This is a genomic window from Paenibacillus sp. EB106-05-06-XG162 (assembly GCF_058791655.1).
The window spans coordinates 154,115-170,931 of sequence record NZ_JBYTDT010000003.1; the positions used below are offsets into that span (position 1 = coordinate 154,115).

The following is a 16,817-nucleotide window of genomic DNA, read 5'->3' on the forward strand; positions in this document are numbered from 1 at the left end:
AACAACCCATTATTTCTTCGCTGGAATGGTCTTTGTATTCTGAATGAGCTGCGACACGGTAACGAATTTATATCCGCGTTCTTTCAGTTCGGGAAGAATAATCTTCAATGCCTCTACCGTCTGGCTGCGACCTGAACCCTCTACAGAGTCATGGAACAGAATAATGTCGCCGCCGCGTACATTGTTCAGCACTTTACGCACGATATAAGAGACACCCGGAGAACGCCAATCCTTCGTATCTTGATGCCAAGACCATAGGATGACGAGGTACCCTTTCTCCTTGGCCATCTTAATCATTCGTTCATTGTAGAACCCTCCTGGCGGACGAAACAAGTGGGGACGCGATCCACTTACTTTCATAATCGCATCACTTGTGGCATCAATCTCATCGCCAAGCTTCTGACTCGATACATTCGCATTGAAATATAAGTGATTGTACGTATGATTCGCAATCTCATGGCCTTCGTCCGATTCCCGCTTCAAGAGCTCGGGATGCGCGGTTACCTTTTTGCCCATCACGAAAAAAGTCCCTTTCGCTTCATATTGCTTGAGCAGCTCAAGAATTCCCGGCGTCTGTCTCGGATCTGGCCCATCGTCGAAAGTGAGTGCCACGAGCTTACGCTCCATCGGCACCTCCCATACAATCTCGCCACGAGCTTCATAATATTGCCTGCTCTTCGCTGGTCCTTCCTGCAGCCCAACCGGGAACGGCGGGTCTGCTTGAAAGATACTAGCCCCTACAGTGAGCGTCCATAACAACGGAAGATACGATAACATGGGTTTATTCAACACTCCTATGCCCTATCCTTAATCCTAATCAACAATGCATTATAAGAGTGTCCCCATCCGATGGCTATTTTACCACAATTGAATTTACTAAGTTTTGACATCTCAAAACGAAAATGCTATTTGGCGATAAAAACAACCTCTAACCGCGGTCGCTCAACTTGAAAGGACTTCGATGAAGGTTTTCTCATGTAGCGAATTCTCCATTCCATGCATCATCTTCCTCGAGTGCTTCCTCGCGGAGTTCGAGCAAGTTCCGTAAGTGCGCCGTAGATAACTCGGTAATCCACATCTCACCGGAACCCACAACCTGTTCAGATAAGGCTCGTTTCGATTCAATCATCTCATCGATTCGCTCTTCGAGTGTACCCGTACAGATTAATTTATGAACCTGAACATTGCGTGTCTGACCAATGCGGAATGCACGATCTGTTGCCTGGTTCTCCACCGCGGGGTTCCACCAGCGATCGAAATGAATGACATGATTCGCTCGGGTTAAGTTAAGACCGACGCCTCCCGCTTTGACAGAGAGGACGAAGATATCCGGACCATTCGGCTGCTGAAATTCATCCACCATCAGATCTCGGTCCTTCTTCGGTACACCACCATGCAGGAACAATGGCGTCTGCCCCGTTTCTTTACGCAACTGCTCGACGAGCAAATGCCCCATTTGAACATACTGGGTGAAAATCAAGACCGCTTCACCTGCTTCGCGAATGCTGCGTACAAGCTCCAACAGCTGCTCCATTTTCCCCGAGCGCTTGCTACTTGATTGATTGTCTTGCAGGAACAACGCGGGATGATTGCAAATCTGCTTCAGTTTCGTGAGGCTGGCCATCACATAACCCTTCCGCTTCATTCCCTCGGCTGCATCGATCTGTGCGAGCATATTTCTGACCGTCGACTGATAGAGGGCAGCTTGTTCCTTCGTCAGGTTGCAATACGCTTTGGTCTCGATCTTATCCGGTAGATCCTTGCTGATGTTCGGATCCGTCTTCACCCGCCGGAGCACGAAGGGTGTGACTAATCGTTTAAGACGTTCAAGCCTAACTTCATCATGATCTCGCTCAATCGGCGTTGCGAATCGACTTCGGAATACGGAAGCGGATCCCAAGTATCCTGGATTTAAGAAGCGAAAAATCGACCATAATTCACTTAGTCGGTTCTCCACTGGCGTACCTGTAACCGCAACGCGGTAATGCGATCGAAGTCTTAGAATACTCTGCGTCTGCTTCGCATGCTCGTTCTTAATATTTTGCGCCTCATCCAATATGATGTATGTCCAATGCAGCTGTCGAAACGTTGCTTCATCCCGGCCAATTAAATTGTAAGTCGTCAGAATCACGTCATACTGCTGGACCTGTTCCATAAAGAGCTGATCCTGCAGCCTGAAGCTGCCGTGGTGAATATAAACCTTCAAGCTAGGTGCGAATCGTGTAAGCTCACGCTGCCAATTGCCAAGGAGTGAGGTCGGACAGATAATAAGTGCCGGTCCCATGCCTAATGGCAGCGCCTCATGCCGATACGAACTAAGAAGTAAAGTAATAATCTGAACGGTCTTCCCAAGTCCCATATCATCCGCAAGACAGGTCCCAAACCCCAAGTCTCGCATGGATGTAAGCCACTGATATCCTGTAACCTGATACGTTCGTAATGTGCCTTGCAGCGTATCTGGCACTTCACGATCCCGCATTTCATGCATCCAATCCCCGTCCAAAAACGTTCGAAGACGGTTCGGTAGCTCGTAACCGGAGATCGGAATCCCGTCGAACGAAGCACTTCCGTAAGCACTCTCCGCAGCGAGATGCATGAGCTCTCCGAGCGTCATATCTACCTTCGTACGCTCTTTTAGAAAATGAACGGCACGATCAATATCCTTCGAATTCATCTCCACCCAATGACCACGAAAGTGAACGAGCGGAAGCTCCTGCTGCGTTAATTGTTCCAATTCTTCAAGGGTAATCGGTTCGTCCCCTACTGCCGCCTGGGCATCGAATTGAAGAAGCTGCTCGAGTCCGAACCGACTTGGAGAACCATTTACCGTCACGTCTTCAAGCTGGCGATCTTCCTGATTCGTAAGACTTAACTTAATGCCAAGCCGCCTACGTCCTGCTTCAGTCCACCAAGAAGGCAACTGAACAAGGACGCCGTATTCCTCCAGAATATCGGCGTATCGCACCAAGAATTGATAAGCTTCCATCGTATCCATACTTAGCCCATCCGAACCGTCCGCCTCGTCGAACACACGTGATAATGGCGGATAAATCCGAGCTGCATCTCTCAGCTTCTTTCGAAGCACCTCTTGAATATGTCGAAATCGACGGTGGAACCAACGTGTCTCTGAACGCTGTTCCTGCCAAATCTCTGCCATCGGTATCATTAAATTAGGCTCGTCTTCAGGCTGCATGAAGATATGAAGACGCCAAGTCGGTATCGCTTCTGTCTGTTGTTGATCGGTAGACTCACTGTCTTGGTCTGCCGTAAGACGAAGACCGAGCTGTAGTGCCGCTGTCTCCTGCGGTGAACGAAGTGGATGATAGGCCCGCGTCCAATGCTGAATATCGGCTGCCAGCGCCTCCATCTCTTGCGCATTCGCTGAGAACGTTACCGCTTGCTGCGCGGATAACATCTGCTTCCACCACATCTCCGCCATCCGATTCCCTGCCATCAGCTTCGGCAGAACAGCTCCGCCCCAGGTAGCCCCAATCGCTTCCGTCATAGGTAGCCGCTGCCTTGTTACCGCATGAATCTGTTCTCTGACGGTGCTATCGATTATCGCAATCAGGAAGGAGAAGAGCGCCTCTTCGGGTGTTCGCCACGACGTCGCCCCCTCTTCACGGCCTGCCATTGCAAGGCTCGCAGCCGGCATCGCCTCCGCTAACCGATAGAATTGCTCCATGTCAGCTTCACGATCCAAATTCGGCCGCCAGGTAGCTTTTCCCGTTTTTAATCCGATTTCGACATCCGGAACCCAGCATTTACGATCGATCAAATCTTGTGCGAATAGCACTGTTCGTCGCCAATAATGCAGGTCCCGCCCTAATAATTCTTCCTCTTGTACACCTAGAATCTTCTGCAATTGTTCAGCATAGTCCGCTTTGTTGAACAACTGTAGAATCGAATGAGCAGGCAACGTAAAGCCAATGACCTCACGTCGCCGCCCGCCCGTAGTACGTATCTCCTGCCCGGTCGAATCAGGATATCCGCCCGTAGGAAAGCTGAGCTCTACCCGTCGCTGTACCCAAGGCCGCCACAGTCGTTCACCCGTCTCTTCCGCACGCATTCGAATATCCTCTAATGCCTCATCTAAATCCCGAACATCTTTCCAATCCCATCTATAGCAAAAAAATCGATCATGGAGCCATAGTCCATTCCATTGTTCGTCTCTAACCAATATGTGATTCCCCTCCGCCAAAGTCCATTAACGACTCTTGTGTTAAGCGGCATCGATTTCTATCCACTGTTCTTAAGTATAACCGACAATGGGCTAAAAATGTTCATTTCTACCTAGATAATTGCGATAAATAAGCATAAGGACCGTTCACAATATACGTGAACAGCCCTTCGTATGGTACCTTTTATATGATTAGACTGCTTACAGCAAAGCTCATCCCGATGAACACGAAGCAGAGCAGAATTCCGACTGCAATATTCCCGTTTTTCAGATGTTCAGATAGCTTCAGCCCCGGGGTCACCCATTCAAATATCCAATAGGCGGCGATGAGACAAATGTATCCCACTGCGAACCACAGCATCATATGCCAGATCGAAGCATTAGTATAGGCCGACACGCCAAGCAGGATCGCTGTTCCGAAAAATTTGCCGCCCATGGCGAGCCCCACAGCCGCATTCCCTTTCTTCAATTCTTCCAGGTCATTATACGGCGTCATTAAGCTGAAAATAACCATGCCAAGCAATTGCAAGACAACGATCACAACAACACTTATAAATATATTTAATACGATCATTTCGCCCATCCCCTAAACTTGGCATATGTCAGATCATAATTCGAGAAATCGTGCACTTCTTCCAGAATGATATTCACTTTTTTCAACGACTTAAATGATTGGTATCGATCCGCATCAATCGGCTGCTTCACATGCTGTCCTGACGGAAGCGTGATGACCGCGAATTGACGAGTCTTACCTTGGTATTCTGTCTTGTAGACGCCTACCAAATCAACTTCCGTTTTTAACTGAATTTTCAGCTTATCGAGGTCTTCTTGTGCAGCTTGCTTGGACTTGAATGTCTTGAGCGATTCCCAAGCAGTCAGCGTCACATCGGCCCGATCCTGCGAATTCGTGTTCATATCAGCTTCCATCGCTTGCAGCGTCCATACTTGATCCCCGGTGCCATAATTATCATCATTTGGAATGAGTTCATTATCCGGCAGAACCGTCATATCACTGCCGATCAGATCGCCCACGGTCCCTTCCACAATGCGATAATCCCAAGGAACTGTGTTCGTATTCGAAGACGAATCCTCTGTGTATGAAGATGAAACAGATGAATCCCAATCATCGTTTTGGTTCGAGCATCCACCCGAAGCAATTCCGATAAATACTAAGACAATAATGCCAATGATGACAAATTGAATGAGACGCGATGCGGTATGATCCGCTGTGGAGTTTGATCCTTTCCTTCTATACTGACTCATCTTCTATCCCCCTACCCCTATCGCCACAAAATGACTTGCATTCCCCGTAATCGGTCCCCCTGCACGCCCAAGCAAGCCGCAAGGCTCTCCATTGATCATGAACATCCCCGTTAGCAAATGGAAGCTCCCCGATTCGAGATGAATTTGCGCTAATTCGGCTCTTTTCTGATAGATTAACGGAAATAGCCGACTCGTATCGAATCCCGCTTCATCTTGAACTTCCAATTGCCCGCTGCCATCGAATATTTTGACCGATCCGCCCTCGCGACCGAACATCGATTTGGAGACAAAGCTGCCGTCGAACACCGCTTTATTATACGTGGGCAGCATATATCGTTCGATAACCGTCTTCTCGTCCGGCGTATACAATAGATTTAATTCATGCAGCCCCCAGATCAGCGCTTGCAGCCCTTTGGATTGCAATAAAATTGCATGCGGCGGATTGAACAATTGTAGATAACCCATCTCCATGGAATACGCCAAGGCATCCCCGCCATCATCCACAGCCATCCATTCTTTCGGATAGAGTGCGAACATTCGCTCAATCTGTCTCCCTGATGCATCACGAACAATTCCTTCATCGATCCACAAATCCAAACAATCCACACAAGTGATATCGAGCCCGCTATGCCGAACGAGCATATTTATCGTTCCTGAGTCTTCGGCATGCTGTCCATAGGCGACACATGCTGCGGTATCTGGACGCTCAACGGCCCAAGCCTCTTGAATCCGCCTCGCCATCTGTTCATTCGGGGAATCTACCCCATACTGCCTGCACATCCAGGGGGTCGCAACGGCTGCTTCTACGTATCCTGTCGGTGTATCCGCATTCAACTCCAGCAGCTTGATCTCACCCGTGCCTGATACCGCAAAATCAAATCTTGCATAACGGCTCAACAGACCAGGTTCGTTCATGAGCGTCGTATCAAGACTCTCCCATAACACCTCTGGTATACTTATCATTTGATACAAATCATGTCTGCCGCAGACGAATCGAACGGCCTTATCGAAGATCGCCCATAACTCTCTGGATGCTTCTTCAAGCTCCTCATATGTATCCCTGTTCATGACGACTAACTGATCAATCCAATATTGTTCTTGGTCGAGATTCGACCATGTAAATCCGAGCGCCTCAAGCTCATTCACCCGAGCTTGCCGATTGGCCTGTGGAACTCCTCGAACTTCAATGACACGACTGCTCATCCGCCGAACCCGCCGCTGGAATGGGATCCACTTGAACTAGACGAACTGAATCCGCTTGACTTGCCACCAATGCTACCACGTGAGGAGGAAGTCGATCTTTTCGTAATCGATCCCGTCGTTCTTGAAGTCTTCGGCGTCATAGCAGAACCGGATACCGGCTTGTTCTGGAATGTATCTGATGTGTATGAACGTGGCCGATAATTCTGACCGCTGCGGACATCATATGCCGAATGATTCGAATACCAGCCCGAGGAGGAGTAAGAATTACCGCGGTTAAAGATCATGTGGTATAAGAGCAAATCGTCCCAACCGAACCCAGACGTTGTATGTACAATCGTTGTGCCGCTTGACGACGAGCTTCCCCCCGTCACTGTCCCACCGTTGCCCTCTTCCTTCGTTTCCTTCTTCAGTTCTGGGATGTTCCAGTCCATTTCAGCGTCAAAATACTTCTTCACTTCCTCAGAAGACCATTCGACGAGTTTGGGTCCATTGGCGCTACTGTTATCGGCAGCAGCGCTTCCTGGTTCCATTGGAATAATCAGGACATTCGCTAATAACGCGATGCCTAGCGATGTCGACAAGACACGAAGCGGCTTGCCTTCTTCCGTAAATAATAACTTCTTAAGCGAACGATTCGATTTACCCTCTTGATTCATCCGAAGTTAACGCCCCTTTCTTCAACACGAGCATACCCCTATGTAAGCTCGCGACTCCTAACCGCAACAATGAGCAGCTCCATCGTCTGCTTCTCTACATTCAACCTTCCTTCAATCGTCTCATATTCATGTCCTTCTAAGGTCAAATAGTTGATATGATGAAGCGCTGCAATCATATCTTGACTCCACAGACGCTCATCGCGCTCTACGAGCGTGCCATCCGATTGCTTTTCAATTAATTGAACGATCATTCCGTCTGCCATAAGACAACTCCTTTGTAAAAATTTATGCACGACCATTCATACGAACGATTCGCAACAAATGTTTCGTTTTCATGGTTCATACAGCAAAAAAGCTATCCCATCGTCATCAAAGTGACATCGAAATAGCTTATTGTTCATTCGTTTAGAGTCTGTCGCAGCGCACGCCATCAATATAGTACGCCTTCTCTTCATATGGAATAAACACAACTTCCACCTCGGGAATTCCCAGCGACTTCACCCGTCGTGTAACGGCTTCGGCGAAAAGATCCCGCACCTCACCACCGCGTTCGAACCAGCCCACCTGAATAAATGAAAATGATGATATCGCGTCTCCACCGAATACAACGGTCGTATGTAGACACTCGAACGTAAAATTATCGGTTCCACAAGCACAGATCTCGGCAAGTTCTTCAACGAGCTGACCGCTGATCTGTCCAAGCTTCTCGGCTTCTAGGCCTCTGAACAATATATGGGGCAACTTAAGCTCCTCCTCTAGGTTGTCTATGTAAGTTATTCTCCTTTTATTATAGCGAATTCATTCGTTCAATCAAAGATTACACAATTGTAAGGGTCATGTAAGTCATACGCATAGAACCACCCGAGAAGTGTCCCTATACTGAATGTATCAAGTAAAAAGGGGAATACACAATGAATCGTACAACAAGGATGAAAATCTCCAAACGAATGTTAGCATGCTCCATGGTCTTTACCTTAGCGGTATGCCCAATCCTCAGCACAGGAAGTGTGATGGCTGAACCAGCAACATCTAGAGCGGATCAATCCGTAGAGAAGGCTGCAGTTCAAAGCCCCATCCAATACCAAATCGATGTTCGATTAGATGAGAAAAATATGACGCTGCACGGCACTCAGACCGTCGTATTCCGCAACACCTCCAAAGATACGTTGAAGGAGCTTGTCTTCCACACCTACACAGATGCCAACCGGTCGAAGGATACGCAACCCTCGATGTTCGAACACACCAATGCTGAACTTCAAAAGAACGAACCAAATCGAAAACCCGAGGATTTCTTAGGCGGGATTGATATTACGAAGGTCCAATCGAACGGACAAGTACTTCCGTTCAATAATAAGAACCAAGCATTAACAGCGACACTTGGTCAGGCGTTGAAACCAGATGAATCCGTCACGATTCAGATCGCTTTCGACGTCAAAATCCCTTATGGTTCCCAGCGTCTATCCTATTACAAGAATATCATTAACGGTGCGCACTGGTTCCCTGTGATGTCTGTCTATGATGAGAACAAACACGAGTGGGATAGAACACCTTATAGTACGTCCTTTGAATCCGATTATTACACATCGTCCGATTTCAAAGTCAATATGAATGTCCCTGCTTCTTATCAAGTCTCTATGCCGGGTACGATCACAGAGCATGAATCTACGGAAGCTGGACGCAAGATTGTATCTACCGTCTCCAATAACACAAGAGAACTCGTCTTCTTCGCAAGTCCGGATTTCAAAGTCGCGAGTGAGACCCGGGACGGTCTGACGGTGCAATACTACTATTTTGACAACATGAAGGATAAAAAAGAAATCATCGATCAATACATCGATCAGGCTTTCAAAGCGATTCAGTTCTTCAGTGATAAATTTGGCAAATACCCTTACCCGGAATTCCGCATTGTGGAATCGTACGTTGAGGGCGTAGCGGTGGAATTTGCCCGCGTGATCCAAATGGGGATGATCCAGAACAAGAAGGATGCATCGCAAGATACGGTATTCGTTCATGAGATTGCGCACCAATGGTTCCATGCGCTGATTGGTAACAATTCGGAGACCGAGTCCTTCTTGGATGAAGGCTTAGCGGATTTCGCGAAAGTATATTTCTCTGAGAAGCAAGGCGATACACTCAGTGGATTTAACTCGATCCGAATGGACGTAGGACCTATCGATCTGAGCATCGCATCATCCAATACCGAAGTCGCTGATATGGCCAACCCCGTCTACTATGGCAAAGGCAGTCAAGCGATCTATCAGCTGTATCGTATGGTCGGGGAAGAGAAATTCGATCCGTTCATGAAAGAATACTTCAAACGCTATATCTATCAGAACGCAACGATCGATGGTTTGCTTCAGACCATTGAAGATACATTAGGCAAGGCTGTACGTGACGATATGGAAAAGGCACTCCGACAGCCTAACTTCGTATTGAAACCCGAATATCAGATGACCGAGGATGAACAAACGGCATATATGCATGAACAATTTAAATCGATCTATGATGGTATTTTCACGCAGAATCCGATTCTTCCTGAAGAGACCATGAGCCGGATTATTCATAAAGCGCTGCAGGGCGAGCCGCTTACAATCGTGTTGAGCGATCCATTGTCCAGCACGGCAAAAACACAGCAAGAGCAGCTCGTTGAGCAACTGAAAATGACATTTACCTTCATGGGCATTCACGCCGATGTGATTAAGGACCGACCATCCATCAAAGCCAAGTTAGAAAAGGAACTGGCGAATAGTAATATCATTGTGATTGGTGATGCCAAATCGAATGCGCTACTTCAAGCGATGAAACCTGGCATTATGAAACGGACTGAAGCGATTGGATACCCGTGGAAAGACATGATGAACAAGAAGGATGCGTCCGGGGCGTATGTCATCAAGCATCCTTATAACCAGAAGCGCCTGATGGTCAATTTCTTCATGACGGACAAGCAAGAAATGGAGCCGTACATGATCAAAGCCTCAGAAGCATTAAACTTCTCAAGTCACTTCTATCAATTTTATAGTATGAATGCTGCGGGTAAGGTAACAACAGATAAAAAAGTAGAGAACCCGATGGTGAAATTATTTGAACAACAATAAGCAAAAATGATACTAGACAAGAAGCGATCACGAAGCCATAACCATGGCGCGCGGTCGCTTTTTCATTTCACAATAAAGTCATAGGAAATATCTATTATAACGAATACACTTATTGCTAGAAAAAGCTAGTCGATTGTGATAGACTCAATTTTAATCATTCCATTTATAGAACGAAAAAACCGGAGGTTAAAGCCATGACTCAGAAAAAAATGCGTTCAGACATGATTAAAAAAGGCTTCGACCGCGCGCCACACCGCAGCTTGCTGCGTGCAGCAGGCGTCAAGGAAGAGGACTTCGACAAGCCATTTATCGCAGTATGCAACTCATACATTGACATCGTCCCAGGGCATGTCCACTTACAAGAGTTCGGTAAAATTGTAAAAGAAGCGATTCGCGAAGCAGGCGGGGTTCCATTCGAATTCAATACGATCGGCGTCGATGATGGGATTGCGATGGGGCATATCGGTATGCGTTATTCCCTTCCGAGCCGTGAGATCATTGCTGATTCACTTGAGACCGTCGTTTCCGCTCACTGGTTCGACGGCATGATCTGTATCCCGAACTGTGACAAAATCACACCAGGGATGATGATGGGCGCCCTTCGCGTGAACATCCCGACGATGTTCGTCAGCGGCGGACCGATGAAAGCAGGTCGCACAAGCGACGGCCGCGCGATTTCTCTAACTTCCGTCTTCGAAGGCGTCGGTGCCTTCATGGCAGGTAAGATCGATGAGAATAGCTTAACGGAGCTTGAGCAATACGGTTGCCCAACTTGCGGCTCTTGCTCCGGCATGTTCACGGCGAACTCCATGAACTGTCTCGCAGAAGGTCTTGGCCTTGCATTGCCGGGTAACGGTACGATTCTTGCGGTTGCTCCTGAACGCAAAGATTTCGTTCGTCAATCTGCTCGTCAATTGATGGAATTGATCAAAGCCGACATTAAACCTCGTGATATTGTAACCATCGAAGCGATCGATAACGCTTTTGCACTCGATATGGCGATGGGCGGATCTACGAATACGGTTCTTCATACGTTAGCCCTTGCACACGAAGCTGGATTTGAATATCCAATTGAACGGATCAATGAAGTGGCGAAGCGCGTTCCGCATTTGGCGAAAATCGCTCCAGCATCTGACTATCATATCGAAGATGTTCACAATGCAGGCGGCGTCAGTGCGGTATTGAACGAATTGTTCAAGAAAGAAGGCGCACTTCATGGCGATTGCATCACGGTAACAGGCAAAACACTACGTGAGAACGTCGTTGGCTGTGAGATTCAAGATACGGACGTGATTCATACGCTCGATAACCCGCATAGCGTTGAAGGCGGACTTTCCGTCCTATTCGGTAACATCGCGCCTCGCGGCTCCATCATTAAAGTCGGTGCCGTTGATAAATCCGTTGGCGGCTACCACAAAGGTCCTGCAATCTGCTTCGATTCGCAAGACGATGCGCTCTATGGCATTGCGAACGGCAAAGTGAAAGAAGGCCATGTGGTCGTCATTCGTTACGAAGGTCCTAAAGGCGGCCCTGGTATGCCAGAAATGCTTGCTCCAACTTCACAAATCGTGGGTATGGGACTTGGCGCTAAAGTCGGTCTGATTACAGACGGTCGTTTCTCAGGCGCATCCCGCGGAATCAGTATCGGTCATATCTCCCCTGAAGCAGCTGAAGGCGGTCCAATCGCATTCATCGAAGACGGTGATATCATCGAGCTTGATCTGAAGAACCGTACGATTAACTTGATCGATGTGAGCGATGAAGAATTCGCCCGTCGTCAAGCGAACTGGAAGGGCTTCGAACCAAAAGTAAAAACCGGCTACCTCGCTCGTTACTCCAAGCTCGTAACGAATGCAAGTACCGGCGGTGTCATGAAAATCTAATCTTACAATAAAGAAGCCCCTTGACCTTATTAGTCAAGGGGCTTCTCATTATCACATTGTTGATGGGGTGTTCGTCGTATTGCCGTACGTCTGTTCAACAGCAATCTTCAAGACCTGTTCCTCCATCGGATGATCTACTTGCTCTTTCCTTTGATTACAAGTTTCTACATAATAACGTTTCTTTAATAGATCTGCAGAGAGAATGATGCTCTTCGGTACTAACATCGATGAACGCTCTTTAGCTCTTGATTGCCCTTGCGGGCGAATGACATGTAGCAGAAATTTGAGATAGACGCTTGTAAGGGATTTGAACAACCCCTTTGGTAAATCCTGAACACTGAAGCCGAGTTTATCTGCTCCGCGATGTATCATCGATACACCATACAAAGCTTTTACATCGGAAAATTCCGGATTGTTTACCAATTCGTCTGCGAAATACGGCAAGGCATGTTCGACCCCGCGTATCAATTGAATGGCTACATGCATGGATGACCGTGCCTTCTGTCCCATATCGAACAGCTTCTGATTATCGAAGTGAAGCTCCATCACGGAATCGCCATTCATAAGAACCTCTCCATCCTGCATGGTCACAGCCTCTCCATGATAACGGGTTACGCGATAATGGAATGTCGTATCTGGATCTGCTGTCTTCCTCAAATTGAACAAGACGTGGAAGCACTGCTCCCACAAGAGCCAAAGTCGAACCATTACCCGTCTGCCGAAGCTAAGCGTTCTTGCCTTGGTTTCATCTGTCACCTTAATCATTTCATCCACGCGGATGAATCGATATGCTTTATTCGTAGCTGCTTGCATGTAGTTCTCTAAGGCGATAAGCATATTCGCTGGTGCATCCGCATCCGCACCGAATGTAATCCCGCAGTCATGCAAGAGCAAGACTTCTCCAGGACGTAATTTGCGCATCATTCTTCGCTCTAACTGCTCTGCCCCAACACCTTTACGCCAATCCCCGAACATGGCTGACCATAGAATAATTTGAATATGTCCCAAATTCCCAAAATCAAATAAGTTAACTATCCCCCAAGGAGGACGATAATAGACCGACTTCGAACCTGTTATTTGATAAATAATATCGGATGTCTTCTTGATTTGTTTTCTGACCGTACCGGGACGCATCAGCCAATTGGTCTTGTGGACATAATTATGGATTCCTATGAGGTGTCCTTCGTCATGAATTCTCTTGACTATTTCAGGATTTTTTTCCGCATTTGACCCAACAACAAAAAAAGTCGCCTTTGCATCATATTTTTTGAGCAAATCGAGCAACTCTGCCGTGTAATAGGGGTCCGGACCGTCATCAAAAGTTAAGCAGATTTCCCGTTGACTACGCCCTCTTTTGAATACCCTAAATCCAAAAATGCGACTAAACACGCCTGGGAGAAACGCATAAAACGTTAAAATGTAGAAACACCATAGAACCAAATTTTCCATGTACATTTCCCCACTTTTCAAATGAGCTCCTATTATTGTATCATACAGGTGCAAAAAATAGGCACGATTTTTCAAAATAGTGTACAATCAAATATATATTCTTCATGAAATAAGGAGGTTCCCGTTTGTTACCGTTCTATAAAAAATATTGGCGTACCGCATTTGATATTGGGTTAATTGTACTTACTGTATACCTCACCATGTCACTCTTCAGTTATTTGTACAATATTGCTACTCCAATCTTTCTCTCGTTCGTCATCTACATGATTATCGAGCCTCTCGCCAAATTCCTGAATCGCCGTGGCCTCAAGAAATCCGTCGCTTCTGCCATATCCGTACTCATCTTTGTTCTGTTACTTCTAAGTGTCTTCTTCGGACTTGGCGTCATCTTGATCACTCAGATTACGAATTTAATCGATCGGCTGCCCATGTATACCAATATCTTCAAGTCAACCATTAACGATATTGTTAGCATGCTACAGAACAAGGCTAATTTATTGCCGGAAAATATTATTGCGAATATAAATTCTTATCTCGGTACGATCGCAGGGAAAGGCTCTGAAATTGCCATAAAATTTCTGAACATGATTCTTGGATCGTTACAATCCGTATCCTCCTTCGTCGTGAACTTCGGCATCGGAGTTATTCTCGCTTACTTCTTAAGTACGGAGATTAAGTCGTGGAAGAAGTTAGCAGATGAACGAACACCGAGAACATTCAAAACGGCGTACATATTTTTGAAAGAAAATGTATTCCGCGGGATTGCAGCTTATCTCAAAGCGCAGATGAAGCTCATTTCCATTACATTCGTCGGCGTCTTCGTTGGACTTCTGCTGCTTGGCGTATCAAATGCATTCACACTTGCACTGATCTCAGCTGTTCTTGATTTACTTCCACTCCTTGGGGTGCCTGTACTATTTATCCCTTGGGTGATTTATCTGTTCTTTGTCGGTAGCTCGACGCTTGCCATTTGGCTGCTCGTATTACTCGCAGTGGTGATGCTGATTAGACAAATTATGGAGCCGAAGATTACAGGCAATACGCTCGGTGTGTCCGCATTTACAATGTTAGCTTGTATGATTATTTCTTTATCGCTTTTCGGAGTGGCAGGTTTGATATTATCCCCGATCTTACTGATCCTTATGAAGGCTTTAATCGATCAAGGTTACCTCAAATCTTGGATCCGACTTCCTAAGGAAGAATTTGACGGTGCAGAATCCGAATCGTGATCTGCGAGCAGATCCATAACCCCTCGAAATAAACTTGTCGCTTGATTAGTGCCGAACGTTGGCTTATTCTCCGACACAATGGCAACCGCGTAACGTGGAGATTTCACTGGGCCATATCCGATGAACCAATGATTGTTCGTCGTGAGCCCTGGCTTCTTCACTTGCGCGGTTCCTGATTTACCGGCTAACTTCCACTTCGAGCGCTTAAGTGCACTCCCCGTGCCATCTGTTACGACCTCTTCCATCCAATGGGTTAATTGATGCGCAGTCTCTGGACGAATGGATCCATAAGGAGATGGTGACAGATGTTTAGGGAGTGACGTTAACAGCTGACCATTCGCATATCGAATTTCCTTCACAAGACGTGGTGCATGCACCTTCCCATCATTTATTAAAGTTACAACTAAATTCGCCGCTTGCAAAGGGGAGACAAGCACATCCCGCTGACCTACGGCAGATTGCACCATAACTCCTCCATCAATTTGTTGCGCAGCAAATACACGCCCCGCTTCCTCGCCATCCAATTGGTTAAAATGAGGCATGTCCATCAGCCGTTCCGCTTGCCAACCGACAGTCCTGGATAACCCCAGCATCGAGGCATAACGGAAAAGGGTCTCCGGTTTCGTATGCTCTCCGATGGTCGCAAACACAATATTACATGACTTCGCGAAACCTTCCTCGAGCGATAGCAGACCATGCCCGTCCTTCTTCCAGCATGAGAAGCCATATTTACCATAATTCCCATGACATTCGAAAGTCGCACGTTCAATCCCTGGTATCGTCTCAAGTGCTGCAGCAGCCGTAACCACTTTGTAGATCGATCCTGGGACGAGTGCTTTCAAAGCACGATTTCCCCAGCTTCCTTCCTTAAGATCTACATGGTACGGATCAAATGACGGCTTCGATACCATCGCAACCACATCCCCATTTGCAGCGTCTAGAACGACAATCGCCCCTTTCGTAAGCCCTGCTTGATCGGCATACGCCTCCAGCTTACTCTGGATGGATAAATCTACTGTCGTAACGATTTTGAGGGGATAGAATGGATTCTCAGGCTTCGACACCCTCGTATCCAGTCCGTATAATGGTCGTCTAGCACCGTCTACAAAATAAGTCGCTGTCGTCGGCCCAATACCGCGTAAGAAAGGATCAAATGTTCTCTCTAGTCCCGCTGCGCCAATCGGCGTCTCAAGACGGGTTTTCCAGCGGTCTTTGCCGCTTGCACGCTGCGCAAGCAACAGCTCAGGCTGCTCCGCTACAAATCCAAGCCACTGTTTGGCTGCACCAGTTGCATCGTAGCGCATTTGTATCGGTAAGATACGTACGCCATTTAAAGGAAGCTGTTCAATGCGTCTCATCTGCTCCGATGACAATTTGTAGGGCTGTTTGCTCCCTTTCCCCATCCATATAGTAGGAGTCTTCAGTTGCCTCCAATATGCATCAAGATCTCTATAAGATATCTGTAAGATGTCCGCTAACTTACGTTGATTCTCCGTGCTCTCCTTCATTTCTCGCGATGCTGAATCAATCGGGAACATCACTAACATGGGAACTTGTCTCCCTGTCAGCGCTAAACCATTCCGATCATAGAAATGCCCACGACCGCTATCGAGGATAATCCCACGTTCACGTTGTAAAACAGATAACTGCGCAATGCTCTTCTTGGATACAGCTCCGGCATCTTGACGATGCAGCTGCATCCACGCCATTCGAATGGCAATACAAATGAACACCGCTGTGAACATCATCAAGCTATAGAACATTCTCCTTTTACTCGTGAACATATCAATCTCTCCATCTATCTCATTGTTACTCCTCATTATTGCCACAAACCTAAGAAAAAACCTGCCTAAGCGCAT

General features: G+C 47.1%; 13 protein-coding genes. 3 read left to right on the top strand and 10 right to left on the bottom strand.

Going from position 1 to position 16,817, the window contains the following annotated elements; all coding sequences use genetic code 11:
* Positions 1 to 9 precede the first annotated feature (9 nt).
* From AC3WU2_RS09490 to AC3WU2_RS09525, 8 genes are all read right to left on the bottom strand, one after another.
* Positions 10 to 777 (bottom strand): polysaccharide deacetylase family protein, encoded by a 768-nt coding sequence (locus tag AC3WU2_RS09490; RefSeq protein ID WP_492453535.1) that lies wholly within the window; start codon positions 775 to 777, stop codon positions 10 to 12.
* Between the two features lie 196 nt (positions 778 to 973).
* Positions 974 to 4,180 (bottom strand): DEAD/DEAH box helicase, encoded by a 3,207-nt coding sequence (locus AC3WU2_RS09495; protein WP_492453537.1) that lies wholly within the window; start codon positions 4,178 to 4,180, stop codon positions 974 to 976.
* Between the two features lie 184 nt (positions 4,181 to 4,364).
* The gene (locus tag AC3WU2_RS09500; RefSeq protein WP_492453539.1) at positions 4,365 to 4,754 is read right to left on the bottom strand and encodes a DUF350 domain-containing protein; all 390 of its coding nucleotides are present in this window, start codon (positions 4,752 to 4,754) and stop codon (positions 4,365 to 4,367) included.
* Positions 4,751 to 5,443 carry a signal peptide protein gene (locus AC3WU2_RS09505; protein ID WP_492453540.1) on the bottom strand — a complete coding sequence of 231 codons (693 nt, stop codon included), beginning with the start codon at positions 5,441 to 5,443 and terminating at the stop codon, positions 4,751 to 4,753. Before AC3WU2_RS09505 ends, AC3WU2_RS09500 begins: the two co-directional genes overlap by 4 nt.
* A 3-nt stretch (positions 5,444 to 5,446) precedes the next feature.
* On the bottom strand, positions 5,447 to 6,646 hold the full coding sequence (locus AC3WU2_RS09510) for a glutathionylspermidine synthase family protein (RefSeq protein ID WP_492453542.1): 1,200 nt from the start codon (positions 6,644 to 6,646) through the stop codon (positions 5,447 to 5,449).
* Positions 6,643 to 7,302 carry a hypothetical protein gene (locus AC3WU2_RS09515; RefSeq protein WP_492453544.1) on the bottom strand — a complete coding sequence of 220 codons (660 nt, stop codon included), beginning with the start codon at positions 7,300 to 7,302 and terminating at the stop codon, positions 6,643 to 6,645. Before AC3WU2_RS09515 ends, AC3WU2_RS09510 begins: the two co-directional genes overlap by 4 nt.
* A 38-nt stretch (positions 7,303 to 7,340) precedes the next feature.
* Complete coding sequence (locus AC3WU2_RS09520; RefSeq protein WP_492453546.1) at positions 7,341 to 7,565, bottom strand: hypothetical protein; 225 nt, start codon at positions 7,563 to 7,565, stop codon at positions 7,341 to 7,343.
* Between the two features lie 142 nt (positions 7,566 to 7,707).
* Positions 7,708 to 8,043 carry a DUF1904 family protein gene (locus tag AC3WU2_RS09525; RefSeq protein WP_492453548.1) on the bottom strand — a complete coding sequence of 112 codons (336 nt, stop codon included), beginning with the start codon at positions 8,041 to 8,043 and terminating at the stop codon, positions 7,708 to 7,710.
* A gap of 170 nt (positions 8,044 to 8,213) precedes the next feature.
* On the opposite strand from AC3WU2_RS09525, the gene AC3WU2_RS09530 reads away from it, so the two are divergent.
* Positions 8,214 to 10,397: a M1 family metallopeptidase gene (locus AC3WU2_RS09530; RefSeq protein WP_492453550.1), complete on the top strand. Its 2,184-nt coding sequence runs from the start codon at positions 8,214 to 8,216 to the stop codon at positions 10,395 to 10,397.
* A 194-nt stretch (positions 10,398 to 10,591) separates the two neighbouring features.
* Positions 10,592 to 12,280 (top strand): dihydroxy-acid dehydratase, encoded by a 1,689-nt coding sequence (ilvD, locus tag AC3WU2_RS09535; protein WP_492453552.1) that lies wholly within the window; start codon positions 10,592 to 10,594, stop codon positions 12,278 to 12,280.
* A 51-nt stretch (positions 12,281 to 12,331) separates the two neighbouring features.
* Here ilvD and AC3WU2_RS09540 read toward each other — a convergent pair whose 3' ends face one another.
* Positions 12,332 to 13,729, bottom strand: coding sequence for a polysaccharide deacetylase family protein (locus AC3WU2_RS09540; protein ID WP_492453554.1), 1,398 nt, complete (start codon positions 13,727 to 13,729; stop codon positions 12,332 to 12,334).
* Positions 13,730 to 13,854: 125 nt separating this feature from the next.
* On the opposite strand from AC3WU2_RS09540, the gene ytvI reads away from it, so the two are divergent.
* Complete coding sequence (gene ytvI / locus AC3WU2_RS09545; protein WP_492453556.1) at positions 13,855 to 14,958, top strand: sporulation integral membrane protein YtvI; 1,104 nt, start codon at positions 13,855 to 13,857, stop codon at positions 14,956 to 14,958.
* On the opposite strand, the gene AC3WU2_RS09550 is transcribed toward ytvI, so the two are convergent.
* Complete coding sequence (locus tag AC3WU2_RS09550; protein WP_492453558.1) at positions 14,895 to 16,742, bottom strand: peptidoglycan D,D-transpeptidase FtsI family protein; 1,848 nt, start codon at positions 16,740 to 16,742, stop codon at positions 14,895 to 14,897. The genes ytvI and AC3WU2_RS09550 overlap by 64 nt on opposite strands.
* Positions 16,743 to 16,817 lie beyond the last annotated feature (75 nt).